Raw genomic sequence first — 25,799 nt, forward strand, 5'->3', positions numbered from 1 at the left:
GTCAAGCGGCTTACTGTATGGCTACCATGGCGCATCATCTACCTAATTTAGACAGATTTTTTCGCATTACTAAAGCCCTCGCACTAAAGTGCGTAGTTTTCAACTAACGGCTGGGACCAATAAAAAAGACCGGAGATGGAAATCCCCGGTCGCTGTCATCCAAAATCTAAATAATGCTTATGATGAAAAGAAATGTCTGTTAAAATTTATCCCACCAGAGCTTGGTCTCCACCTTGTCTCCTCCCATCGCCTGCGCCGCTGCTTCGTAGTTTCGGCGGTTGATATTATGCTCGGAAACGGGATACCGGTAGCGCACGGGGAATCCGGAAATGGCGTTTTGCGCGGGCTCCAGTTTCGGGAAATCCAGGCGGCGGAAATCCGTCCAGCCGTCGGCCCCACGGTTGAAGAACGCGATCCATTTCTGAACGCCGATGCTCTTTTTCCAGTTGGCGGCATCATACGCCACTTTGGGTTGCGCCAGGTATTGTGTGATCTCCGCATCCGGGATTTTCCAGGATTCGAGTGCCCCCCTCACGCCGGCCATATAGTGGTCTGCAGCCGAACCGGGTACGTTCCATCCACGCTGTTTCGCCTCCGCCAGCAGCATTTCCACCTCCGGATAATCCAGCATGATACCCGGCAATTCCGGGTTGTTGAAATCGCGGTGGATGCGGGAGAACTGGCGATAGTCCGGCTTGGTGCCCGGAGGCGCCCCCTTGAAGCCGCCCACTGTTGGCACGGTCCTGAAAAAGCGCGTCATCCGCGGATCGTTGAAAGAAGCCAGCGTATCTACGATGGTTTTGCATGCCACGAAATCGATACGGCCGCTTTGAACCAGCTCTTCATAAACCGGGTTGGTATATGGTGGCGAAGCCAGGAAATGCAGCGCAAAATTATCGTCTGCACTGGTAAAAACTCCTGATTCAACGGCATCTTCACCGGCCGTCTGTGCAGCGGCAGCATCGCTATCCGCTATGAGGATGGCCATTTTCAGCTTGAGCGAAGCGGCCATTTTCTTCCACGCGGCTACATCGCCGGCGTAGATAAGGTCGGAATCGCCGAAGCTCTCCGCGCTATCGTCCATATCGCCGATCGCCGTGGTCAGCCGTGCCAGCAGGTCTGTGTAGATACTTTTGGCATCGTCGTATTTCGGGAAGGAATTTTCATCGTCGATCGCCTCTTTGTACGGCACATTCCCGAAAGTTGTGGTGAGGTAATAATAAGCGGTCACCTCGAGCACTTCCAGCAAAGCCAGCTGGTTCCTGCGCACTTCGTCCGCCGCTTCCGACACTTTCACCCATTTGCGGCAGCTGTGAATGTTCTTGATAACGTAAAAGTAGTGGTCGCGCCACCAGGCTCCCGAAAGCGCATTCCCTTCCAGCTCGTACTGGCTTTCCTGGTTATAGGTGGTTTGCTGCCAGTATTGGGTGATCACGCGGAACACGTTGACGTACACGTTCGGTGAAGCATGCGCGGTAAACAGTTCACGCTCGGCGCTGGCGAACAGCGTTCCGGGAGGCACTACCTCCGGGTTCTTGAGGTCGTCGTTCAGGCTCGTCAGGTCTTTGGTGCACGACACCAGCGCGCCGGCGAGCATTATGGTGATGAGTTGTTTTCTCATGTTGATCAGAATTTACATTTCAGGTTGAAGGTGAAAGTGCGCGTGGTCGGGTAAGAACCGCTCTGGTAGCCCTGGAGGTTGCCCGAACCCAGGGTGTCTTCCGGATCTGCGTGCGGCAGGTTCTTGTGGATGATCCAGAGATTGCGCCCGATCAGCGACAGGTCCAATCCCTTCACGAAACCGATCCCCGACAGCAGCGATTTGGGCAACGTATAGGTAAATACCGCTTCCCGCAGTTTCACATACGAAGCGTCGTACACGAATCCCTTGTTGGGATTGTAATAGTCGCCATATGTCCCGTACTCGTTTTCCACCCATATCTCGTTCTCTTTCCCGTCTGCCGTCACGCCGTCCATGATCACGCCGCCGTTTTTATCTACCGGTTCGCGCGAGTTTACACCGCGACTGTTAACGAGCGCCGTTTCGGCATACAGCCCCTGGGAAAGCCCGTAATACATATCGAGGCTGAACACATCGCCGCCCTTACGCATGTCGACCAGGAAGCTGAGGAAGAAATTCTTGTAGCGGAACTGGTTATTGAGGCCCGCGAGCCATTCCGGATTGGGATTGCCGATGATGTTGTTGGTGGTGGGTGAAATGAGGTACCGGCCATCTTCGTCCACCGTTTTTCTACCGTTCGTATACACGTAATCGGTACCGCGGATGATACCAAAAGGCTGTCCTATGGCGGCATTGATCGTCACATTACCCTGGAAGCTGGCCAACTGCAGGTTGTCGGCGCCATCGGGCAGCGATAACACGCGGTTTTTGTTGGCAGACCAGTTGGCCGTTACGTACCAGGAAAAATCGGTCGTGCGCACGGGAGCGCCGGTCAGTGAAATTTCCAGCCCCTTGTTTTCCACGACGCCTGCATTCATGTAACGCGCCAGGAAGCCGGATGCGGCGGAGGAAGCAACGGGAATGATCTGGTCGATCGTTTTGGTTTTATACGCGGTAAGGTCCAGCCCGATCCGGTTGTCAAAGAAGCCGAGCTCCAGGCCGCCTTCCACGCTTTCGGTGCGTTCCGGCTTCAGCCCGAGGTTGTTTTTGGTGGAACGGGTGCTGTATTGCACCACCGGCCCCCAGATCTGCTCCTGCGAATATGTGTCGCGAACGGCGGAGATCGGTGCGTCGGCGCCTACTTGCGCATAGTTGGCCCTGAGCTTGCCGATGCTCAGCCAGGTTGCGGCGGGCAGCAGCTTGCTGAAGGTAAATCCACCGGAAACGGACGGATAATAATAGCTGTTGGCCCCTTTGGGCAAGGTGGAAGAAACGTCGCGGCGAAGGGTCAGATCGAGCGACAGCATATCCTTGTACGAAAGGGTGGTTCCGCCGAAAATTCCCTGTACTTCCCTCCTGCCCAGGTATTCCAGCGGAGAGGCCGGCTGGCTGAGGGTATTGCTGAGCGTATACAACCCAGGCACCACCAGGCCGCCGTTCGTTTCCGCGAGAACGTTCTCGATCCGTTGTTTACGGATGTTGGAACCCAGCAACGCTTTCAGCGTCAGTCCATTCGCGATTTCCTTGTCGGCGTTCAGCAACAGGTCGATATTAGTTTCCTTGAACCAACGGTTAGCCCGCAAATATTTCGGGACGCCGGTACTGCCGATGGCGATGCGCTCTTCCCGCAGTTCGTCGTAATAATCCTGCGCCACGCGGGCCATCACGTTCAGCCATTCCGTTGCCTTGAAGTTGACGGAGACGTTGCCGAAAAAGCGGTTGCGGGTATCGTCCTGGTAGTTTTCGTAGATCGTCCAGTAGGGATTATCCCAATAATACGGCCGCAGATCGTCGTACCCGACAATATTCCAGGGACGGTTTTTCCTTTCCGCGAAATAAGCGTCCCGCTGCTGAAGAATGTCTACGCTCGTTTGCCACCATTGGCGGAGGCTGGTCATGATATTTTTACCTTCCGATCCGTCGTACCCCGTGCCCCATCTGCCTTTTCCTTTGATATTGGTGTAGTTGGCGGCGGCGGAGACCGTCAGTTTCGGAATGGGATTGAAGGATGCGCTGATGTTGACGAGGTTCTTCTGGATGCGGCTGTTCTCGATAATGCCTTTTTCATCGTTGCGCGTAAGCCCCAGTTTGAAGGACCCTTTATCCGTACCACCGTCAACGAATACACTGAAATTGGTGGCCGAGCCTTTGCGGAAAAACGCGTCGGGATTATTTTCGGGCGCTGTCCAGGCGCGTTTTTTCAGGTATTGGGGCGTACCGGGGTACAGTGATTCCCATTGGAACACCATGAGGTTGGGATCGAATTTGTGGCCATACGAAGCATCGTCGCCGATCGGCGCGATGAGGTCCGGCTGGCCATCGCCGTCCAGATCATCTTCATAAAAATAGCCGGTGGCATCGTCTTTATCCGCCCCATATCCGCCGCCATAGAGCCGTTGATAGGCCGGGAACGTGCTTTTATCGAGCATGCCCAGCGTTCCCCCGGCGTTGAAAGTAACGCCCAGGCCGCGGTTTGCTTTTTTGGTCGTAATGAGGATAACGCCGTTGGCGCCCTGTGAGCCATAGAGCGCGCTGGCCGCGGCGCCTTTCAGTACCGTGATGGTTTCGATATCGTCTGCGTTGAAATCCGCCGCCGTGCTGCCGTAGTCGTACCCGCCGCTGCCGGTACGCTGGGCCGAATTGGTGGTATTGAGGGTGTTGCGGGTGCCGGAAGCGTTGGCATAAGGCACACCGTCTACCACGAACAGCGCCTGGTTATCGCCCGTGATGGAGCGGATGCCGCGCAGCGTGATGTTGGTGGAGCCGCCCATGGCGTTCCCCTGCTGGATGTTCAAACCGGCGATCTTCCCGGAAAGGCCCTGTACGAAGTTGGGCGTCCTGATCCTGGCGACCTCGTCGCCCTTGATAGTTTGCACGGCATAGGGCATCTGGTTCCGGTTACGGTTCACGCCAAGTGCGGTAACCACCACTTCGGTCAGCTGGCTTTCGTTTTTAGTCAGCCGGATGGAATAATCACCGTCCACTGCCGCGGCGGCCACTTCAGCGCGCAGGAAGCCGACCATGGTAAACACGAGGACCGAGTTCCGGGGGGAATTGATGGAGAATTGTCCTTTAGCATCGGTAAAAGTGCCCGAGGTAGTGCCTTTGATCTGAACGGATACCCGCTCCAGCGGCATCCCCGCCTCGTCAAGTACCACGCCCTTCCTTACCGCATCCTGCGCAAACAGCGCCGGCATAAGCCCGGTAAGGATCAACATGAATAGCAATCGTTTCATAAGCGTCTTTTAGGTTGATAAAATGAAGGTTTAGACACGGCAAGAAACGACCGGCCCGCCGATCTGAAAACCCTTGGACCAACGAGATGGAGTTATTCAATTCCAATATGACAAAATGGGATGCCGAGCGAAAAATGCCCGGGATGCAGATAAAATACGCCTGCCCGGCCGCGGGGACCGGGTTTTCAAAACTGGCTAAAACCAGCCACTACAGCGGGATACAATAAACAACCCGCATCACCGGAAAACAGGTAATGATACGTAGGCCAAGCGGTTGATCGACAGTGGCCGGTTGATTGACTGGATTTGTCAGGCGGAACGGGGTGCTTCCATAGGTACGCCGGCGAGCTTGGCCGTCATGGGTTGGGCGGCGAAGCGAAGCAGTTTTTCCAGCACGGCATGGAGCACCTTGCCGTCTACCGGTTTGCGGATATAACCGTCCATACCCAAATGGATATACGCAGCTTCCTGCTCCTTGAATGCGTCTGACGAAACGGCTACAACCGGGATATGGCGCAGTTTTTCGTCGGCGCGGAGGGCCAGGAAGGTTTCCCGGCCGCTGAGCACGGGCATGTGAAGGTCCATGAGGATGACGTCGGGCATGGTTTTTCTCGCCAGCTCGATGCCGTCTGCCCCGTCGCTGGCGAAAGCTACGCGCGTAACGCCGATGCGGGCGAGGAAGTGTTTCATGATGAGGTGGTCGAATTCGTTATCGTCCATCACGACCACGGTTGTATCTGCCGGGAGTAAATTGAGTTCCACGGCGGGTTTCGGGAGCCCTGCCACTTCTTCGCTGACGAGCAGCGGCAGGGTGATGACGAAGTTGGTCCCTTCTCCGGGAGTGCTGCTGACCTGGATGTTGCCGCCCATGGTTTCGGCTTTGCGCTTGGCGATGGCGAGCCCCAGTCCGCTGCCGCCGAATTCGCGGTACAGCTCGCTGTCGCCCTGTTCGAATGGTTCGAAGATCGCGTCTAGCTGGCCGGCGGGGATGCCTTTGCCTTCGTCGCAGATCTGGAGGAAGAGGCGGTTCTGCTGATGGAAGCAGCGCACGCGGATATTTTTGCCGGCCGGCGTGAATTTGATGGAGTTGGAAAGGATATTGTTGATGATCTGGCCGAGCATGACCTTATCGCTGAGGATCTGTTCGGGAAATCGGCCGTCTACTTCCAGGTGGATGGTGACGGATTGCTTACTGGCAACACTTTGGTAAATGCTGACGGTGTGCCGGAGCCAATCTCTGAGAGAAAAGGCTTCTGGTCTTACTTCATCGGTTTTCCCGGCTTCTATTTTAGACAATTCCAGCACGTGATTTACGAGTTCAAGGATATTATGGCCTGCCGCCTGCATGTTCCGCGCCATTTGCCGGGCCTGGACAGGTGCGTCCGGCTCGCCGGAGGAAAGGGTGTCGCACAGGAGTTCCGTCATTCCGACGATCAGGTTCAGTGGTGTCCGGATGTCGTGACTCAACTCGCTGATGAACTGCGTCTTGGCATTGTTGGCCTTTATCAGCGCAAAGGTACGTTCGCGGACGAGCTGTTCCAACTCCCGGCTGTATTTTTCCAGTTCTTTCCTTTGCCGCTCCACTTCCCGGCGGCTTTTGGCGAGCGACATATTCCTGTTGCGCAATATCCGCAGCAGGTCCATGATATTATCCTGGTAAAGATGGATGGCCAGATAGTTGAGGTACAGTACAACCGGCATTACCATCCAGCGGTAGATATTCTGTGTCGTTTCGCTTAACGGAAGCGGCGTTATGAGCTGAAAATAGTAAATAAACTCGAGAATAACCAAACAAAGGATGGGCATGGCTGCGCAGATGATGCGGGGCCCCTTTTCCTGGGGTTTCCAGATGAGCAGGGCCACGCTCATGAGGAAAACGGCCAGCAGCTGTACTTCCGTTACCCGTCCGAGGATACTTCCGTAATACAGGATGAGTGATATGAAAATAGCCTGTATGGCGACGCGCGCCGCTATATGCCGCCTCTTGCCGTTCAGCCAGATCACCCCGAAAAATGATGGGGCAAACACCAGCAACGCAGGCAAAAGAATAAGCAGTGAGTGCAGCAGCAGATAAAATGCAATGCCGTAAATGATCACCAGCCACCCGGTGATCGCGCTCACGATATTGACCACCTTGATCCTGCGGGCCTCTTCCTTACCGATCGACTGCACCACACCCATCCGGTAAATGGCCTGAATCCTGATTCGTAGCCGGGATAAAATTTGCATCATCACGAACAGATTTTGAAACAAACAAATTGGAAAAACAAAGCTTCGCCGGCGCCAGGTTTTTCATTTCTTGCTTTGCCGGCCGGCTGCTACAGTAGTTCAATCAAATAGGTGGATCGTTATCACGGGGCATTCACCACAGTTGCGGTGAATAAATATAAGGATTCCTTTCCGTATAAAAATATACGTTACAACGAGTGTTTCGGATTAGTTTTGGTATGTTTTTATTCTTTTCTGCCACCACGTTTCACCGGCTGCACCTCATGTGGCAAAGGAGTTTGTGTAGCGCGACGTTTTTCCTGCATCACCGACTCGCTGATCTCCCCCTTTTCATAGGTTTCCCGGAGCACGCCACCGTCTTCGTCATAGAGCATCCATTCGCCGTGGCGCACGGAATGGCCCTTTCGTGTTACTTCCACAAGTTTCTCCTCACCCGTCGTAACGTCGATCGTAACAACGGTATCTTTTTGTCCTTCCAGGTCGATGGCCAGCATCCTGCCCGTCGCCATTATTTTTCCATTGGGGTAATAATATTTGCACAGCCCGTCGAGCGCGCCGTTTTTATAGGTTTCTTCCGCCACCACATCGCCGTCTTCCGTCGTCTTTTTCCAAACGCCTTCTTTCCGGTCGTTCAGGTAAGTGCCTTCCAGCAAGTACGCGGGGTCTTCCCGCAGCGCTGGCAACCTTTCCATCCACAGGCCCTGTTTACGCTTCTTCGCGTCTACCCGGTTTTCCGCGCTTTGCGCGCCGGCAGAGAAATACAGGCCGCAGCCCAACAGGATCAGAATGCCCGTGCGTTTCATACTCTTGATTTTTCGATCCCACAAATTAATATTTTTTATCAATCAACAAGTCTTCCGGAAGTAAAAAGGCCGCTCCATTTTCAGGAACGGCCTTATACAGGAAACGCATAGGTTATGCGATGACCGGAATTTATTTTTTTAGCGTGATGGCAGGGATGCGTGTTTCCCTCGCTCTTTCCACTTTTACATCCGTTACCGTTGTGTCCCTATACCCGTTGCCGGCATTCACGAAAACGTTGTAGGTGCCGGGTTTGAGGCCTCTTACCTTCCATTCTCCGCTACGGCCGGGCAATGCGTACAGCGAATCGGCGTTGTTGTACACCGTGATCACGGATTGCGCGTCTACCGGCAATACTTTCCCGGAAACCGCGCCCGTCTGTTTCACCGTCCATACATGAATGTAGGGTTTGAGGATGAAACGGCCGTTGCTGACGCGGACGATGGAACGCTGTACGTCGAAATCCAGCCACAGCTGCAGGTTATCGGGCGTTACTTCGTCCCATTCGTGATGCCGTACACGGATCACGATCTTCACCTGTCCGTTTATGGAACGCAGCGGATACGTCACCCCGTCTTTTACGAGCGAATTTTCCGTACCCAACGTGATGCGAATGCTCCTGATCCGCCCTTTCGGAACGTAACCGGTTGCCAGGCTCGTATCCAGGCCGTTGCGCAGCTGCAGCATATCGTACACGCCCGGCTTCACGCCCAGCGAATCCCAAACGAAGCAGTCGCGGTCATGCCAGCGGTCGCGCCAGTCTTCCCACCAACCGCAGCGGTCGCGGTCATCCCAATCGTCGTCATCGTCATCGTTGCGCGCAGTTGTTGCGCAGGTATCCGTCAAAACTTCCACTTTACGGATGTCGATATTCACCTTGTCGAACAGCCCGGGATCGTCTGTCAGCATGAGGCTGACTTTCTGCTTGCCTTCGGGCACTTTTTCGGGTGCGGCGGATTCGTTTTTGCTACATGCGTAAATTACGACGGATAGTATGCCCATAAGAAGTACGGGCCAACCAGCTTTTCGGAGGATGTTTTTCATACTAAAGATTTGGTTTTAAAGGTGATGTGGTTATTATGTTGTACCCGGTTAAAGCGTTGTCAATAAATATGGCATGGACGGCGGCATATGATGTTTTTCGTTCAATACGGAGATGGTTCATGTCCTGGTTCAATACAGATAGTGGCGACTTAATTTAACGTGCGAATACTATTGCTTATTGTTTGGATGCAGGCGGGCGACTGGAGCATTCGTTCCACCGGCTAAAAATAACGGCCCAACCGCACCACAGGCGCAGCCGGGCGTTACCGGACTTTTGGTACGGGAATTCAACCGCAAATTTTCGGCCAGATTATTACGGGGAAATGCTATGTTTTCTTCCTGCTCTTTTTCGGTTTCTCCGATTCCATTTTCAGGATGGAAGCCCCCAGGGGCGGGAGTCTCAGCATGAGATCGTACGGCCGCCCGAACCGCCCGGGAACCGGCGTCATCGGCCCCGTGTTCACTACGCCGCTGCCATACCATCGGGCATCGTCGCTGTTGAGGATTTCGTGGAAGGTATTGCCCCAGGGAATGGGTACCGGGTAATCTTCGCGCGGTACCGGGGTCATGTTCAGTACCACGAGTATCACGTCCCCGTTCGCTCCTTTGCGGGCATACACGAGGATGCTGTTTTCCTGGTCGGCCAGATGGATCCACTCGAAGCCGGCGGGATCGAACTGCTGCCCGAAAAGCGCTGTTTCCCCGGTATATAAACCGTTTAGGGCTTTCACGAATTCACGCAGCCTTCCGTGGGTCGGGTGTTGCAGCAAATGCCAGCCCAATTCCGACTTGAAGTTCCATTCTTTCGTATCCCCGAACTCGTCGCCCATGAAAAGGAGCTTGGTGCCGGGGTGTGTAAACATATAGCTGTACAGCAGCCGCAGGTTCGCGAATTTCTGCCAGTCGTCGCCGGGCATTTTGTAGATCATGGGACTTTTCCCGTGCACCACTTCGTCGTGGCTCAGCGGCAGCATGAAATTCTCGCTGAACACGTACATCATGCTGAAAGTGATCTGGTTATGATACCATTTGCGATACAGCGGGTCTTTCTTGAAATAGTCGAGCGTATCGTTCATCCAGCCCATCATCCACTTCATCCCGAACCCGAGCCCACCGAGGAACACGGGCCGGCTCACGCCGTAAAAGGAAGTAGATTCCTCGGCGATTGTTTGCACGTCCGGAAAACGTTCGTAAATGCGGGAATTCATTTCCTTGAGAAAGGAGATCGCTTCCAGGTTTTCTGCGCCGCCATGCACGTTGGGCTCCCAGGTCCCCGGTTTGCGCGAGTAATCCAGGTGGATCATCGAAGCTACCGCATCCACCCGCAACCCGTCGATATGAAAACGGTCGAGCCAGAACAGGGCATTGCTCAGCAAAAACGAGCGCACTTCATTGCGGCCATAATTGAAAACATAACTGTTCCAGTCGGGATGGAACCCTTTCCGCATGTCCGCATATTCATAGCAATGGCTGCCATCGAAGCGGTAGAGGCCATGGTCGTCATACGGAAAATGCGAAGGCACCCAGTCCAGGATCACTCCGATCCCGGCATGATGGAACGCATCCACCAGCGCCATAAAGTCCTGCGGCGAACCGTACCGGCTCGTAGGCGCGAAGAACCCCGTCAGCTGGTACCCCCAGCTCCCGTCGAACGGATGTTCGGCCACGGGCATGAATTCCACGTGCGTGAAACCCATTTCCTTCACGTACGGCACCATCATGGCCGCCATATCGCGATAGGTATAAAAACGCTCATGATCGTCCGGATCGGGCCGGCGCCAGGAGCCGAGATGCACTTCGTAGACGGAAAACGGGCTGTCCAGCCCGTTCTTCTCCCCTCTTTTCTTCATCCAGGCCGCGTCTTTCCATTTATATTCCAGTTTCGTGGTAACGGAAGCCGTTTTCGGCCGCAGCTCCCAACTGTTGGCGAAGGGGTCGCCTTTCCGCAGTTCTTCCCCGGAATTGGAGCGGATGAAATATTTATATAGCTGCTGTTCCCTGATCCCGGGAATGAACCCTTCCCAAATACCCGACTTGTCCCACCGTGGGAACAGGGTATGGCTATAGGCGTTCCAGTCGTTGAAATCCCCGATAACCGACACAAAAGCCGCGTTGGGGGCCCACACGGCGAAATACGTGCCCTGCGTTCCTTCATAGGTAAGCCCGTGCGAGCCGAATTTCTCGTACAGCCTGTCGTGCATACCAGCCTGGAAAAGCTCCACGTCCCTGGCGGAAAACAGGGAGAAGGGCTCAACGGGCTGAAGTTCTCTGAAAGGCTCTTCGTTACGGGGGAGCTTTTGTTTGTTCGGTTGATGGGTCGTCATATCTGGGCTTTGGTGCTTTGGTACAAGGTAAAAAAATACCCGCAAACTGACGCTTGCGGGTATAATATTTCTTGATAAGAAAAATCAGTTAGCCACGTTTCGAACGGAATCCGCCACCGGTGGCGGCGCCGCCTTTCGAAAATTCGCGGCGCGGACGGAAAGTACCGTCTTCGCTGCCGGTCCAGGTGCGCTTGGGTCGGTCGCCGTAAGAACGGTAACCACCTCCGCCACCGGGCTTGCTGCGCTTGTCGCCGTCCTGGGAGGTTTCGATCCTCACGGAACGGCCGTTGTAATCTACTTTCTTGAAGCCGGTCTGTACCTGGGGCACCACATCGTTTTCCACTTCGAAGAAGGAGTAAACGCCTTTCAGGTCGATGCGGCCGATCTTGTTGCCGCGGATGCCTGCATTGTCGCAGATAAAGCGGAGCATATCGCCACGGGTGAAATTGTCTACCGAACCGAGGTTGATGAACAGGCGGGTGAACTTGCCGGAGTTACGGCGGGTCATCGAATGTTCGTCGCTGCCGCGGGGGCCTTCTTTCACGTTCAGATCCGGAGCGTCCTGGTAATATTCGAGGAATTCGTTGAATTCGAGGGATGCGAAGCGGCGGATGATGTCTTCCTTGCTGAGGTCCGCGAACTCTTCGTAGATGCGGGTCAGGTAAGGATCGATCTGCTCTTCGTTAACGGTTACGTTATGTACGCGGTGAACGAGGGCGAACAGTTGTTTTTCGCAAACGGCGAAACCGTCGGGCACTTCCGCTTTTTCGAATTTCTTGCCGATCACGCGCTCGATCTGGCGGATCTTGCCGATGTCTCGACCGCTGATGATGGCGATGGAAACGCCGGAGCGGCCGGCACGGGCCGTACGGCCGGAGCGGTGGGTGTAGTTCTCCACGTCGTCGGGCAGTTCGTAGTTGATCACGTGCGTAACGTTATCCACGTCGATACCGCGCGCAGCCACGTCTGTAGCCACCAGCACCTGAAGGTTCCTTTCACGGAAGCGTTTCATCACCTTGTCGCGCTGCTGCTGGGTGAGGTCACCGTGCAGGGCGTCGGCGTTATAGCCGTCCTTGATGAGCGATTCCGCGATTTCCTGGGATTCGATCTTGGTACGGGTGAAGATGATGCCGAAGATATCGGGATTGAAGTCTACGATGCGTTTGAGCGCGGCGTATTTGTCGCGGGGGCGTACCACGTAGTATTCGTGCTCGATATTGGCGTTACCGGTGTTTTTTCCGCCAACGGTCAGTTCGAACGGATCTTCCATGAATTTCTGGGCGATCCGGCGTACTTCCGTGGGCATGGTAGCGGAAAACAGCCAGGTGGTTTTTTCCTCGGGGGTGTTGGAAAGAATGCTGTTGATGTCTTCCTGGAAGCCCATGTTCAGCATTTCATCCGCTTCGTCAAGGATCGCGTAGCGAACATTATCGAAGTTGATGGCGCCACGCTCGATGATGTCGAGCAGGCGGCCGGGGGTGGCCACCACGATATGGGCGCCGCGTTTCAGATCGCGCAGCTGCATACCGATAGAGGTACCGCCGTATACGGGAACGATATTGATATCGCCGAGGTATTTGGAAAAGTTCTTGAGATCATTGGTGATCTGGATGCAGAGCTCGCGCGTGGGGCACAGGATGAGGCTCTGGGGCTGACGGATCTTCATATCCAGCTGGTGCAGCAGGGGCAGACCGAATGCGGCCGTTTTACCGGTGCCGGTTTGCGCAAGGCCCACAAAGTCGCGATCGCCGCCCAGCAATACCGGGATGGCTTTTTCCTGAATCGGGGTCGGGGTAACGAAGCCCAGATCAGTTACGGCTTTGAGCAGATTTTCCTGTAAGCCTAATGTTTCGAATGTAATCATGTAATTTTTTTCGGTGGCCCGGGGTCTTGTTAAAAACCGGACCGGGTGATCAATGTTGCCGGTACAAAAAGTTGTTTTTAAACCAGCTCTCCTTCCAGGTCGTAGTCGAACGCCCTGGTAATTTTAACCTGTACGAAATCTCCGGGTTTCAACTTCCTGTCCGTGTTAATGATCACTTCATTATCCACCTCTACCGAATCGAACTCCGTGCGGCCCAGGTATCGGCCGGATTCTTTTTTATCAACTATTACTTTGAAGACTTTGCCAACCATCTCCTGGTTTTTCTCCAGGGAGATTTCCTGCTGCGTTTCCATGATGTCCTGCGCGCGGCGTTCCTTTTCTTCAGCGGGGATCGTGTCTTCCAGCTCGTAAGCCGAAGTATTTTCCTCGTGGCTGTAAGTGAACACGCCTACCCGGTCGAAGCGGATTTCTTCGAGGAAGCGTTTTACATCTTCCACGTCTTCCAGCGTTTCGCCGGGGAAGCCGGTGATCAGGGTGGTGCGCAGGGCGATGCCGGGCACTTTTTCGCGGATGCCGGCGATGAGGTCCACGATCTCCTGGCGGGTGATCTGGCGCTTCATGGCTTTGAGCATCGGGTCTGCGATGTGCTGCAGCGGGATGTCGAGATAATTGCAGATGTTGTCGCGCTCACGCATCACGTCCAGGATTTCCATGGGGAATTTCGTGGGGTACGCGTAATGCAGCCGTATCCACTCCAGTCCTTTCACATCGGCGAGGGCATTGAGCAGATCTGCCAGGCGGCGCTGTTTGTACAGGTCCAGCCCGTAATAGGTCAGTTCCTGCGCGATCAGCATCACTTCCTTCACGCCGATCTTCACGAGCCTTTCCGCTTCCGCCACGATCTGTTCGATGGGCTTGGAAACGTGCTGGCCACGCATGAGCGGGATGGCGCAAAAGGAGCAGGTGCGGTTGCAGCCTTCGGAAATTTTCAGGTAAGCATAATGGGAAGGCGTGCTCAGCAGGCGCTCCCCGATCAGTTCCGCCTTGTAATCGGCATCGAATTTCTTCAGGATGGCGGTCATTTCCATCGTACCGAACCAGGCGTCCACACCGGGTATCTCCTTCTCCAGGTCGCCCCGGTAACGCTCACTGAGGCAACCGGTCACGTACACCTTGTCGAGCTTGCCGCTCTCTTTCAGGTCTACCTGGTCGAGGATGGTGTTGATGGATTCTTCCTTTGCCTTGTCAATAAATCCGCAGGTGTTGACAATCACGATGTTATGATCGCGTTTGGCATTTTCGTGCACCACGTCGATATCGTTGGCTTTCAGCTGACCGCTTAATACCTCCGAATCCACCATGTTTTTGGAGCAACCCAGCGTAATTATATTAACCTTGTCTTTCTTTAAAGTTCTCGTCTTCAAAAAGCAATTTTTTAATTTCTCCCGGTTTCGTCCCGGAATTGCCACGAAGACACGCAGACACGCTCTTGAGAGTACAGCAGGCAAGCTGTTTGAAGTGACTATGAGCCTAAGTGGAGCTATTGAGAAGACGCAAAGGTAAGTAAATTATTTGAATATCTGCATTTTCCGTTAGGCCATGAGGCGGCGCATGGCTTTTTCGGCTCTTTGGGTAGCCACTTTCCGTTTATAATGGTACCACCATTCCGGCGCCATTTTGATGAGGAGGTTGTTGACGCTGCGAAGCCCGGCGATGTGGTAAAGCCCGTTGAGCTTGCCGGAGAGCGATTGGTCGAGGGCGCGGAGGCTCATGGCGAAGCCGCCTTCCAGGTACTCCATATGATGCCAGTAGCCTCCGGGCATGAACATGGAATCCCCATGCTCCAGCACCGTAGTATATGCTTTTGCGTATTTGAGCGCGGGGTAACGGTTTTCGTCCAGCTGCTCGGCCCAGCCCACGAAATTGGCGGCGCTTTCCACGGTCATGGGCATGCGGTAAATGAGCTCCGACTGACTGTTTTCCAGTAGCAGCACACGTTTTCTGCCTACGAACTGGGTGTGGAAGATATGGCTGAGATCGATGTCGTAGTGCATATGGGCCACCGAACCGCCGCCGCCGACGAAGAGCATCGGGTATTTTTTGAGGAAGCCTTTGGCAAGCTCGTCGGGCCATTTGAAATCGCCCGTCAGCTGCGGTGCATGCTGAAAAATGTTGAACAGGAAAATGCGTAGTTGCACCGGCCCTTTGGAAACCATATCGAGGTACTGGCCGAACGTGATGTATTCATCGGCCCCGTTCACAAGGGTTTTGGCCCCTGCCCTTTCGTTGTTGTAGACACCCACGGTCCTGTCGCCGACGATTGATTTGAAATATTCCCAGGTCCACTTTTTAAAGGCCGGCCACTGTTTGGACAATCCTGTGATGATCAAGGGTTTGCGGGTCTCATAATAGTGTTTCCTGAAATCTTCCGGTGTGATATGGTCAACTCGATCTATGGACTGTACTTGCATAAACGCGAATCGGTTTAATGGGTGAAAACAAATGACACTATCCCAAATTTAAGGAATTGCTGCATTCGGAGCGCATAATGAGTTATTGGAAGAAATCTTGGATTTCAGGAAAAGTTGGGTGATATTTCGGGGGAAAGGGTATTACGGAATGATGGATCCTCAACAATATAATGAATGGCTTTTAGCCCTGCGCACGGGCGACCGCCCCGCCTGCGAAGCCCTCTATTCCGAATGTTTCCCCGTGGTGGAGCGCATGGTGCGCCTGCGCGGCGGTACCCGTCCGGATGCGGAAGACGCCTTCCAGGAGGCTATTATGGCGTTGTGCCAACGGGCTGCGGATACCTCGTTCCGGCTTACGGCGCCTCCTTCCCATTTTCTCATATCGGCGGCGCGCCGGCAATGGCTGAAGCGCCTCCGCGAAAGGGAACGCCTGTCTTCCCAATCGCTTCCCGATCCGGCAGATTGCCAGGAACCGGCCCATTTCCCGCTGGCCCCGCTGTATGCAGTGCTCAAGCGCCTCACGCAGCATTGCTTCCTGCTTCTGTCGAAGGCGTTCCTTCTGCCGAAAAAGCAACAGGAAAAAATTGCGGAAGAGCTGGGCTATAAAAACCGCCATTCGTTCGACAACCAAAAATACAAATGCCTCCAGCAGGCCCGGAAACTTGTCCGCAAAGGGTGAGAATTTCGCAAAACGGGTATCTCTATAAAAAAACATGCAAAACAATTGCCCCGTGCCCCCCTCTCCCCGTAAAGGCTGGAAAGCCGTTCTGTTCCGATTTGGCTATTGCCCGATGTGCGTTTCAGCAGGATTGATCCATCATTGCCTGGGTTTCTTCCGAAAGCGCAAGTCATAATCGTTTAAAACTGTAAACCCGGGCCGGACCCAACTTCCGGCCCGGGTTTCGGTAGTTGCAGTACGCTTGCCTCAAGCAGAAACAAACAGATAGGGATTTTTAAGTATAGACCGATCGCAGCAGTTCCACACCAAACGAAAAAAGCCGGAAGCAAAACTTCCGGCTTTTAATATTTCTTGTTGACAATCAGCCATTTAAACTAAATAGCGAGTCCACGAATTCTTCTTTGTCGAACACCTGGAGATCTTCCATTTTCTCGCCGATCCCTATGTATTTGACGGGGATTTTGAACTGGTTGGCGATGGCGAGCACCACGCCGCCTTTGGCGGTACCGTCCAGTTTCGTGATGGCCAGGGAAGTTACTTCCGTGGCGGCGGTGAACTGTTTGGCTTGTTCCAGGGCGTTCTGGCCCGTGGAGCCGTCGAGCACTAGGAGCACTTCGTGGGGCGCGTCGGGGATCACTTTATTCATGACGCGCTTGATTTTGGAAAGCTCGTCCATCAGGTGGAGTTTATTATGGAGCCGGCCGGCGGTGTCGATGATGATGACATCCGAGCCGCGGGAAACACCGCTTTGTACGGTGTCGAACGCTACGGCAGCGGGATCGGAGCCCATTTGCTGCTTCACGATCGGCACGCCAACGCGCTCGCTCCAGATAGTGAGCTGGTCTACCGCGGCGGCGCGGAACGTATCTGCGGCGCCTAGCAGGACGGATTTACCGGCTTTGTTATAATTATATGCGAGCTTGCCGATGGTGGTGGTTTTGCCTACGCCGTTCACGCCTACTACCATGATCACGTAAGGTTTTTTGCCTTCGGGGGTGGAGAAGTCGCGGAACCCGGAATCGGGGGCGTCTACGAGGATGGCCGCTATTTCTTCTTGCAGTATACGGTTCAACTCACTGGTTCCCATATACTTGTCTTTCGAAACCCTTGCTTCGATGCGATCGATGATGCGAACGGTGGTATCTACGCCTACGTCTGCAGAAACGAGGGCTTCTTCGAGGCTATCGAGGACTTCGGCGTCTACGGTGGATTTGCCGGCGATGGCGCGGCCGATTTTGGAAAAGAAGCTCTCTTTGGTCTTCTGCAGGCCCTGGTCCAGGCTTTCCTTCTTTTCCCGGGAAAAGAGCTTATTGAAAAATCCCATACTGGTGATACTAGTGGTTAAAAAACTGGAGCGAAGATAAGGATATAAGCACAAAAAGCCGTCCGTCTTAATACGAACAGCTTCTGTGCAGTATGATTAGTAAAGCCGAATTACTTTTTGTTAAAGTACTCAGTTACAGTATCCTTGTGGATGATCTGCTCCTTGAAGGTATAAGCGCCGCTCTTGGGAGAACGTTCAGCTTTGATCACTTTCGTCCACACTTTGGATTCAGCCGCAGCCTTCGCGTCTTTTACTTTCGAGTTCTTTGAAGCTTGTTTTGCCATTTCGTATAAATGTTAAACGTTAATTGTAAAGGTTGTCAATCGTCAAGCGCTAATCGAATATAGACGTAAACGATTAACAGCCAGGCAATTAAAGTCGACCTTATTTAATTTCCTTGTGTACGGTCACCTTCCGGAGAATGGGATTGTACTTTTTCAGCTCCAGACGCTCCGGAGTGTTTTTCTTGTTCTTGTTGGTGATGTAGCGGGAAGTCCCGGGCTGACCGGAGTTCTTATGCTCCGTGCACTCGAGGATTACCTGCACCCTGTTACCTTTCTTTGCCATTTTGTATACTGGTTAAGTTGATACCGATGAATTAAACGTCTTTTCTACCTGCAGCGCGCATTTCTTTCACAACAGTGTAGAGACCACGCTTATTAATGGTTCTCAGACCGTCTGCGGACACTTTCAAAGTGATCCAACGATCTTCCTCTGCCAAAAAGAAACGCTTGGTTTGCAGATTGGGCAGAAACCTTCTCTTTGTCTTAATGTTCGAGAAAGATACATGATGACCTGTAATCGGTTTTTTCCCAGTCACCTGACATACTCTAGCCATGTTCTAAAAATTTTGGACTGCAAAAGTCGCATTAATTTATGTAAATATCAAATTAAAGGAAGTGTTTTTATTAACACTCCCATATTCGCTGTCCAAAATAATGGACAATCCGTTCATCAGAACAGCACCCCCAGGCTCTTTACTACCGCTCCCAAGCGCACCGCGTCCAGCACCCGTTGTTGCGACGTTCCGTGCTTCAGCAGGGCTTCTTCGTGGCTCGTCACGCACATCTGGCAGCCGTTCAGCGCGCTCACCACCAGGCTGAGCAGCTCAAAGAACTCCTTCCCGATCACCGGGTTGGCCATGATGCTCATCCGGATACCGGCGGGCGCGGACGTATAAAATTCCTTTTCCACGAAGTGGCGGAAACGGTAATACACGTTATTGGCGTTCATGAGCGAAGTGCAGCTGATCACCTCGGCCACTTCCTTATCGGTAGCCCCGGCAGCCAGCGCCAGTTGCTCGAAACCGCCCTGCAATGCAGGCAATTTCTCGTTCACCGCTACAGACAGCGCCACGAGGAAAGCTTCCTTCTTTTCGAGCGTTGCCGCGTCGAGCGCATTGGAAACGTTGATTTTCAGGTCTTTCAGATAACGCGCATCCACAGCGGCCAGGGCGGCCAGTTTGGACGGCACTTCAGCGGCGCCCAGCCCTACAGCCTGCAGGATCTGTTGTGCGGTATCGGTCGTATTGGTCCCAAACATCGGTTGTATCGATTTGAAATGTCAGAAAAATGGCCGGACAAGCAGCATGCCGCCCGGCCACGAAATAAAGTCGTTGCTCGAAATTACGCGTTGATCGTAGCTTCGCCTTTCTGCCAGTTGCAGGGGCAGAGCTCGTCGGTCTGCAGCGCATCCAGAACACGGATCACTTCTTTCACGTTACGGCCAACGGAGAGGTCGTAGATGGAAGTCCACCGAACGATACCCTGGGGGTCTACCACGAAAGTAGCGCGGTAAGCGATTTTCTCGCTGGCTTCCAGGATGCCCAGCTCGTCTGCCAGGGATTTGGAAGTATCTGCCAGCATGGGGAACTGCAGGCCGCGGAGATCGTCGTGGTTTTGTCTCCAGGCCAGGTGCACGAACTCGGAGTCGGTGGAAGCGCCGATCAGGATCGCGTCGCGGTCAGCGAAATCCTGGTAATGCTTGTTGAATTCGGCGATTTCGGTGGGGCAAACGAAGGTGAAATCTTTCGGCCACCAGAACATGACCATCCATTTTCCGGAAGCTTTGATCTCTTCGGAAGAGATTTCATAGAACTCCTTGCCTTTCTCGATGGAAACTACTGCCTTTTTTGCGAACTCAGGGAATTGGGCCCCTACTGATAAAACTGCATTTTTCATAATACTATTATAACTGTTTATTGATTTTCAAGTCGGACTGTTGTGATTCGCCGCCGCAAAGTTCCGTTCCCCCAGGGGATAAATCAAATAGATTTACTAACACCAGATATTGTTTCTATCTATATCGTTTTGAATTTCGATAGATGAATATAGTGTTAAATCCAAGCCCAGCACGGGCTTGGGGAAAAGTGCCGGAAATACCTACGCGGAACGGATTTTTCCACTGCGGAACCATTTAACCTTTTGGCACGTATTTTAGTTATATCTAGACAGGTAAAAAATGATTGGATATGAAACTGAGAAACATTTTGCTTACGATTCTTACGGTTGGCCTTGCTTTGATTCCGTTTATCAAAAACGTCATCAACAAACAGGATGAATTTGATGCTACACAGGATTTATTCATCTAGTTTCGGCAGGTCATGATGCCTCCCACCCAAGGCTACCACATGACCGCAGCGGGCTCCATTGTACCGTAAAAACCCGCCCTGCTCCCCGATCAGGGCCCAGGGGAACGTTTCGCCCAAACCCGGGAAACGCTCCCTCCCGCTTTTTTGCGCCTTACGCCTCACCGGTCGCCCATCCGCGATCAGGCATCGTATGCTTACTTCCCTCCGCAACCCATTCGCCACTCCCTGCAATTCCGGTCCCCAATAGCACTTAAATAACGGGCAGACCGTACATACAAAGCCGCTCCCACCGGGATCCTTTTTCATTATATTTGTCGTGTTCCGCCATTTTAACGACCATGCGCCTCATTTTCCCCGTTCTCTTTCTTTTCCTGGCACCCCGCCCGAGTTCCGGCCAGGATACCACCACCGTGCGCGAATGGATCGCTACGGCTACGGCCAAAGCCGCCATACAACCGGATTCTGCCGATTATTACTACCGGAAAGCAGGCGCCCTGGCCGAAAAGATCGGGTTTACCGATGGCTTGCTCGACTACACCCGCCGCTACACCCTTTTCCTTTACAACAACCTCCGGTTCGAAGAAGCGCTGAAAGTATCCGCGCTCCAGCTGGAAAAGGCCATGGGGATCAAAAATTTCAGTAAAGCGGCCAGCGCCTACAACAACATGGCCCTGCAATACCAGGCCATGGGACAATTACAGAAAGCGGCAGACCATCTCATCAAGGCGCTCGAAATGGCCGAAAGGCTTAATGACCAGCCGAACCTGCAGAAGTATTACACCAATCTCGGTTCCATCCTGCTCGACCTCGGCAACTACCCCAAAAGCCTTTTTTATACGCGCAAAGGCCATGAAACCGCCATCGCGCTGAAAGATACCATTGCCATCGGCCGCAGCCTCGTGAACCTCCTGGCCAGTGAAACCCTCAGCAAACGCTACTCCGACGCCATGGCGCATGCCCATGAAGCGCGGGTGATCGGGTTATTGCGGAAAGACACCATTCTCCAGCTCTGCGCCTACATCAATCTCGGCAGCATCCAGGTCCGGGTGAACCGCAATGATTCGGCCCTTTACTGGAACCAGGTTGCGGAAAAGCATCTTTCCCCCACCGTTCCGCCCGATTACCGGATTTACATCGACCATTTGTACGCGGAAATATACATGTCGCGAAAGCAACCCGCCAAAGCGGCCCCTTATTTCGACCGGGCGATCGCCGACGCGGAAAACATCTTCCCGCGCAGCGAGCTGCGGGAGCTGTACAAACTGGGAACGGAATTAAAGGAAATGCAAGGGCAACCCGCACTGGCGCTGGATTATCAGCGGAAATACGACGTCCTCAACGACTCCATGAACAATACGGCCACGCAGGCCGCCATCAACGAGCTGGAAATCCAGTACGCCACCGCCAGGAAGGAACAGGCATTGGCCCAGCAGCAACTGCAGCTGGAGCGGCAGAATTTCTGGATATGGGTGTCCTGGGGCATCGTGGCGCTGCTCGTAGGCGCCGGGGCGGTGACATGGGTTTTGTTCCGGCAGCGGCAGAAGGCTGCCGGTGAACGCAAGCGCACGCAGCTGCTGCTTGCCCATCTCGCCGGTGAGGAAAAAGAACGCGCCCGCACCGCGCAGGAACTGCATGATGGCGTGGGCAGCATCCTTTCGGCTGCCAAAATCCATATGCATTCGGTCCGCGGAGAAGATCCGGAAGCCTCGGCCCGGGTGGTTTCCCTCATCGAAGACGCCGCCCGTGAAGTCCGCAACATTTCCCACATCCTCGACCCCGAAATCCTTCTCCAGGAAGGCCTGGAATACGCACTCCGCGCGTTCCTCGCCAAGATCAGCCATCCCGGCCTGTCCATCAACCTTTACACCGTGGGGGAAATGCCCCAGCTCGCCGCCGGACAGGAGCTCCTCCTCTACCGCATCATCCAGGAAGCCATGAACAACGTCATCCGCCACGCGAACGCCACGGAAGCCATCGTGCAACTGGGGTACGACAACGGCATCCTGACCCTCACCGTCGAAGACAACGGCAAAGGTTTCGATACCACCGCCATGCCCGGCAAAGGCATCGGGTTGGGCAACATGGTGACGCGGATCAATCTGTTGAAAGGACATTATGAAATTAGTAGTCGCCCGGGTGAAGGAACGAGCATCTACGCGGAATTCGCCGGCCTGAAGACATAAAAAAACCCGTTCTGCGCCGTAGCCGGCGGGAAGAACGGGCTCATCATCAAAAGGGACCGGTTGTTACAGGGATAAACACCTCTGCATGGTCACGATTTTCAGGAACCGGGGCTGCACATGGAAATTCGGGGCAATGGATTCCGTTTCATGCAATAAAGTCTTTGGGGTAATGGATGAAACTGTTCTTATTTGGGGAACGAACCGGATGCGGCCGGAAATCGGCTATACATTACTTTATCTTGTATTCAAGGATCTGGCAATTGTTGCAGAAGGATTCGAAGGTGGGATAGAAATCGAAAGTCACATCTGCACCGAATGCGTCTTGCGTGCGCCATTTCCTGAGCTTCAGTGCTTTGCCTTCGTAAGTGGCGGTTACTTTGTACCGGCCGATGGGCACGTCCCGTAAATCGTTCCCGTTCGCCGATTTCAGGGTCAGCACCTTCCCGGCAGAGCCATCGATCAGGGGGCCGGAAGGAGTGAACGTCCAAACGATCTCGCGGTCCTCGATCGCTTCGAATTCCCCGACGGTGTGGTTGAATTCCACCACACCGCCGTAGGTACCGGTAAGCGGCTCCGTTTTTTCGCCGGACAGTTTCCAGGTGAAGTTGCGAACGGCGCCGTCGCCCCCGAAACCGTCGGAGTTATCCGGGTGGAGGTCCATCTTGAACTTCCGGCCGTTGTACTCGACCGTATTTTCGGCGAAGGCGTACCAGGAGCCGATGGGGATTTTGACGCTGTAGGTGCCGTCGTCTTTCGTGCTGGTGGTGAGGTTGGAGTTCCAGAAAATGCTGTGGTCGATGATGATCTTCACGCCTTTGATGGGCGTGCCGGCAGCGTTCACGACTTTGCCGGTCACATAGCCTTTCTGGGGCTGGGGGTTACCGTTACCGCCTTCCTTGTTATCGTCTTTCTTGCAGGCGAGGGCGGCGATGGCGAGGATGATTATGGGGGTGATTAACTTTTTCATACTATTCGGTTTTAATGGTACAAAAGTATACCGCTCCATAATGCCGGAAAACGGGTGTAGTACGTGATTTCAGGACATACGTAGTAGTACTGGGAGATGTTACGGCAGGAAGCTGTTTTTTTGCATTACATTTACTGTCACACTTTTTCAATCCGAGCACGCATGGAAATCAGGATCGGCATCGCGGACGACCATTTGCTAATCATCAACGGGCTGGAAACGATGCTCAGTTCATCGCCCCGGCATCAACTCATATTCAAGGCGCTGACCGGCGCCGCGCTCATGGATGCGCTGGAGCAGGAAGCGCCCGACGTGCTGCTGCTCGACATCCAGTTGCCGGACGCCAATGGCGTGGACCTCTGCAAGCAGATTTCCGACCAATACCCCGACGTACGCGTTATTGCGCTGACCAACCACGAAGAAACAATGTACGTTCGCAAAATGATGCGCAACGGGGCGCTGGGCTACCTGTTGAAGAGCACTGACCCGGAAAGCCTCCTTTCCGCGATCGACAAGGCGTACGACGGTGAGGAGTACCTGGATAAAAGGCTCGAAAAAGCTATGCTGTCGGAAATGATCATGGGAAAAAGACAGTCGAGCCGGGAGGTGCAGTTGACCAAGCGGGAGACGGAAATCCTTACGCTGATCGCGTCGGAGCATACGAACCAGCAGATCGCGGAGAAGTTGTTTATCAGTCTGAGAACGGTGGAATGCCATCGGCTCAATATCACGCAGAAGCTGAACATCAAGCACATGGCGGGTTTGGTGAAGGAGGCGATGATGCGGGGGTTGATTAAGTGATGAGCGATTTTTAGTAATAAAAAAGAGTACCTTCTTGTGCAGCGCCACATACAGAGCGGGCTCTGAACCCCTCACCGTTTTTCTTCGAAACAAGTATCCTTGCTTAATGGTAATTCCAGTTGCACGAAAGAAAGTTACAAGGTATAGTCCTCACTTACCGAAATCATATTTTGTCTGATTATGTAGTTTGAATTTAGTTTGGCTTTCAGTCCAGCTTTTCAATACATTATTCAGCGGTAACGCATTTTTTTCTTCCATCAAAAAACGCACTTCAACCGATTTCAAATTACATTGAAATTTGACGAAGTTGTCTGTACCAATTTTGGTGGTGATGGCTCTGCCAGCATAGAATTCACCTTTAATTCCCAGTAGAAAAACTTCCAGATGAGCCAATTCATTAATTGGATAATGCTGAATATCATTTCCTCTGGTAAAGACAATTGATTCTGTACTTAATTTTACTGTACCGATAATCTCATAATCCTTTATTACATAATTCATGCATAGGAGTATAATACCTGAGAACAGAAAAACCAATGTCATTGTCGAGTTATTCCAAATATTCAGGAAAGGGGTAACGATTGATATAATCCCGGCCCATATAAATATATTATGAATCAACGATTTCTTATGCTGAATCAGTGGTAATGTAACTTCAATGTATTTCATCAATTCGCGTTTAATTTTCTGGCTGCGGAGTTTTGAAATAATCTAACCAACCGGCGTCGCTAGTGCCCTGCACGATATAATTAGTCCAATCCAACACTTTGGCAGCAGTAGCTGTGGCTTCTAAACCCGAAGAATAGGTTGCTGCAGCGCCGATACCTTTCGCACCCGCTCCTAAAATCCGGCCAAAACCAATGCCCGATACTATATTAATTTTAGCCAGCGTCTGATCAAGTTTACTGGAGGCATCCATACCAAATAAATCCTTTTTATGATATAGTACATTTATACTGTTTGGTATTCCGAACAATGGATTAGCTCCGGCCACAGCTTTAACGAGTCCTGGAAGTTGTCCATCTTTTCCGCGGGCTGCGTCGTCTACCAGCATAGTAACAATCTTAACGTAAGCTAAGCCGGAAGAATTTGCGAGATACGTAGAGGTGGAATTACCAGTACCCAGTAACAAAGCAGAACGATCACTTCCCGGTCTGAAGACCTGTGTAGTAACATTATGAACTTGGGAAGTATTACCATCTACATCGGTATGTGTAGTTATATATCCTGATTTGTCTTGAACAGAAGCCCAATTTTTGCCATCACTGCCTTTATACTTGTGAAATTCACCACCGATCTGCCGTGCATATTGGCGGGCCTGCCTGATATGTTTCTTCTCCCAAAAATATTTCCCATCGAAATCAATTCCATTTATTGGGCGATTGCCCATGGCAACGTAAGGTGACGCGTATTGCAATTTCGGATCGTACACATTCCATCGCCCAACCTGTACATCATAAAAACGTGCCCCGTAATCGTACATTTCCAGTCCGGGCCCGGAAGTAAATTCGCCAGTTTGCAACTCTTTTCCGTTAAATTTGAAGTTGTTGAACTTCCCAATAACCTGCTTCTCACTCAACCCTGCCATCGTCAACCCAAACGGATAATAATGCGTCTCCTCCAGCACAGGCGTCCCCGCCAATGCCACCGTCACGTTGTCAAAGAACACGTCCTGCTGCGTTTCGTTGCTGGTGTAGACATACA

General features: G+C 52.9%; 21 protein-coding genes. 3 read left to right on the forward strand and 18 right to left on the reverse strand.

Annotated features, from left to right (window positions below; all coding sequences use genetic code 11):
* Positions 1–199: 199 nt before the first annotated feature.
* From EJ361_RS25070 to EJ361_RS25110, 9 genes are all read right to left on the reverse strand, one after another.
* Positions 200–1,621, reverse strand: a complete 1,422-nt coding sequence (locus tag EJ361_RS25070) for a SusD/RagB family nutrient-binding outer membrane lipoprotein (protein WP_126249326.1) — start codon at positions 1,619–1,621, stop codon at positions 200–202.
* A gap of 5 nt (positions 1,622–1,626) precedes the next feature.
* On the reverse strand, positions 1,627–4,857 hold the full coding sequence (locus EJ361_RS25075; protein ID WP_126249327.1) for a SusC/RagA family TonB-linked outer membrane protein: 3,231 nt from the start codon (positions 4,855–4,857) through the stop codon (positions 1,627–1,629).
* Between the two features lie 309 nt (positions 4,858–5,166).
* Complete coding sequence (locus EJ361_RS25080; protein ID WP_126249328.1) at positions 5,167–7,089, reverse strand: ATP-binding response regulator; 1,923 nt, start codon at positions 7,087–7,089, stop codon at positions 5,167–5,169.
* Between the two features lie 221 nt (positions 7,090–7,310).
* Positions 7,311–7,889, reverse strand: a complete 579-nt coding sequence (locus EJ361_RS25085) for a toxin-antitoxin system YwqK family antitoxin (RefSeq protein ID WP_126249329.1) — start codon at positions 7,887–7,889, stop codon at positions 7,311–7,313.
* A gap of 130 nt (positions 7,890–8,019) precedes the next feature.
* The gene (locus tag EJ361_RS25090; RefSeq protein WP_126249330.1) at positions 8,020–8,931 is read right to left on the reverse strand and encodes a DUF4382 domain-containing protein; all 912 of its coding nucleotides are present in this window, start codon (positions 8,929–8,931) and stop codon (positions 8,020–8,022) included.
* Positions 8,932–9,257: 326 nt separating this feature from the next.
* Positions 9,258–11,255, reverse strand: coding sequence for a 1,4-alpha-glucan branching protein GlgB (gene glgB / locus EJ361_RS25095; RefSeq protein ID WP_126249331.1), 1,998 nt, complete (start codon positions 11,253–11,255; stop codon positions 9,258–9,260).
* A gap of 88 nt (positions 11,256–11,343) precedes the next feature.
* A complete protein-coding gene (locus EJ361_RS25100) occupies positions 11,344–13,119 on the reverse strand; it encodes a DEAD/DEAH box helicase (protein ID WP_126249332.1) in 1,776 nt (591 codons plus the stop codon).
* A 77-nt stretch (positions 13,120–13,196) separates the two neighbouring features.
* Complete coding sequence (gene rimO, locus EJ361_RS25105) at positions 13,197–14,504, reverse strand: 30S ribosomal protein S12 methylthiotransferase RimO (RefSeq protein ID WP_126249333.1); 1,308 nt, start codon at positions 14,502–14,504, stop codon at positions 13,197–13,199.
* Positions 14,505–14,672: 168 nt separating this feature from the next.
* A complete protein-coding gene (locus EJ361_RS25110) occupies positions 14,673–15,551 on the reverse strand; it encodes a cupin-like domain-containing protein (RefSeq protein ID WP_126249334.1) in 879 nt (292 codons plus the stop codon).
* Between the two features lie 148 nt (positions 15,552–15,699).
* Between EJ361_RS25110 and EJ361_RS25115 the strand changes: the two genes are divergently transcribed.
* Positions 15,700–16,230, forward strand: a complete 531-nt coding sequence (locus tag EJ361_RS25115; RefSeq protein WP_126249335.1) for an RNA polymerase sigma factor — start codon at positions 15,700–15,702, stop codon at positions 16,228–16,230.
* A gap of 361 nt (positions 16,231–16,591) precedes the next feature.
* Here EJ361_RS25115 and ftsY read toward each other — a convergent pair whose 3' ends face one another.
* The 6 genes from ftsY to EJ361_RS25145 form a co-directional block, all read right to left on the reverse strand.
* The gene (ftsY, locus tag EJ361_RS25120) at positions 16,592–17,554 is read right to left on the reverse strand and encodes a signal recognition particle-docking protein FtsY (RefSeq protein WP_126249336.1); all 963 of its coding nucleotides are present in this window, start codon (positions 17,552–17,554) and stop codon (positions 16,592–16,594) included.
* A 110-nt stretch (positions 17,555–17,664) separates the two neighbouring features.
* Positions 17,665–17,838, reverse strand: coding sequence for a DUF4295 family protein (locus EJ361_RS25125; RefSeq protein ID WP_126249337.1), 174 nt, complete (start codon positions 17,836–17,838; stop codon positions 17,665–17,667).
* Positions 17,839–17,938: 100 nt separating this feature from the next.
* Positions 17,939–18,121 carry a 50S ribosomal protein L33 gene (gene rpmG / locus EJ361_RS25130; RefSeq protein WP_089918539.1) on the reverse strand — a complete coding sequence of 61 codons (183 nt, stop codon included), beginning with the start codon at positions 18,119–18,121 and terminating at the stop codon, positions 17,939–17,941.
* 31 nt (positions 18,122–18,152) lie between these two features.
* Positions 18,153–18,392 carry a 50S ribosomal protein L28 gene (gene rpmB, locus EJ361_RS25135; protein WP_126249338.1) on the reverse strand — a complete coding sequence of 80 codons (240 nt, stop codon included), beginning with the start codon at positions 18,390–18,392 and terminating at the stop codon, positions 18,153–18,155.
* Positions 18,393–18,508: 116 nt separating this feature from the next.
* Positions 18,509–19,096: a carboxymuconolactone decarboxylase family protein gene (locus tag EJ361_RS25140; protein WP_126249339.1), complete on the reverse strand. Its 588-nt coding sequence runs from the start codon at positions 19,094–19,096 to the stop codon at positions 18,509–18,511.
* Positions 19,097–19,179: 83 nt separating this feature from the next.
* Positions 19,180–19,734, reverse strand: coding sequence for a peroxiredoxin (locus EJ361_RS25145; RefSeq protein WP_126249340.1), 555 nt, complete (start codon positions 19,732–19,734; stop codon positions 19,180–19,182).
* A gap of 748 nt (positions 19,735–20,482) precedes the next feature.
* Between EJ361_RS25145 and EJ361_RS25150 the strand changes: the two genes are divergently transcribed.
* The gene (locus tag EJ361_RS25150; protein WP_126249341.1) at positions 20,483–22,327 is read left to right on the forward strand and encodes a tetratricopeptide repeat-containing sensor histidine kinase; all 1,845 of its coding nucleotides are present in this window, start codon (positions 20,483–20,485) and stop codon (positions 22,325–22,327) included.
* Between the two features lie 229 nt (positions 22,328–22,556).
* Here the strand turns inward: EJ361_RS25150 and EJ361_RS25155 are convergent, their stop codons facing one another.
* Positions 22,557–23,294: a carboxypeptidase-like regulatory domain-containing protein gene (locus EJ361_RS25155; RefSeq protein ID WP_126249342.1), complete on the reverse strand. Its 738-nt coding sequence runs from the start codon at positions 23,292–23,294 to the stop codon at positions 22,557–22,559.
* Positions 23,295–23,456: 162 nt separating this feature from the next.
* On the opposite strand from EJ361_RS25155, the gene EJ361_RS25160 reads away from it, so the two are divergent.
* Positions 23,457–24,095 (forward strand): response regulator, encoded by a 639-nt coding sequence (locus tag EJ361_RS25160; RefSeq protein ID WP_126249343.1) that lies wholly within the window; start codon positions 23,457–23,459, stop codon positions 24,093–24,095.
* 150 nt (positions 24,096–24,245) lie between these two features.
* On the opposite strand, the gene EJ361_RS25165 is transcribed toward EJ361_RS25160, so the two are convergent.
* Together EJ361_RS25165 and EJ361_RS25170 are read right to left on the reverse strand one after the other, a co-directional pair.
* Positions 24,246–24,596: a hypothetical protein gene (locus tag EJ361_RS25165; RefSeq protein WP_126249344.1), complete on the reverse strand. Its 351-nt coding sequence runs from the start codon at positions 24,594–24,596 to the stop codon at positions 24,246–24,248.
* Positions 24,597–24,774: 178 nt separating this feature from the next.
* A partial coding sequence (locus EJ361_RS25170; RefSeq protein WP_317126952.1) for an RHS repeat-associated core domain-containing protein occupies positions 24,775–25,799 on the reverse strand: 1,025 nt, incomplete at its 5' end.

The sequence above is a fragment of the Chitinophaga rhizosphaerae genome (assembly GCF_003958645.1).
Taxonomy (GTDB): domain Bacteria; phylum Bacteroidota; class Bacteroidia; order Chitinophagales; family Chitinophagaceae; genus Chitinophaga; species Chitinophaga rhizosphaerae.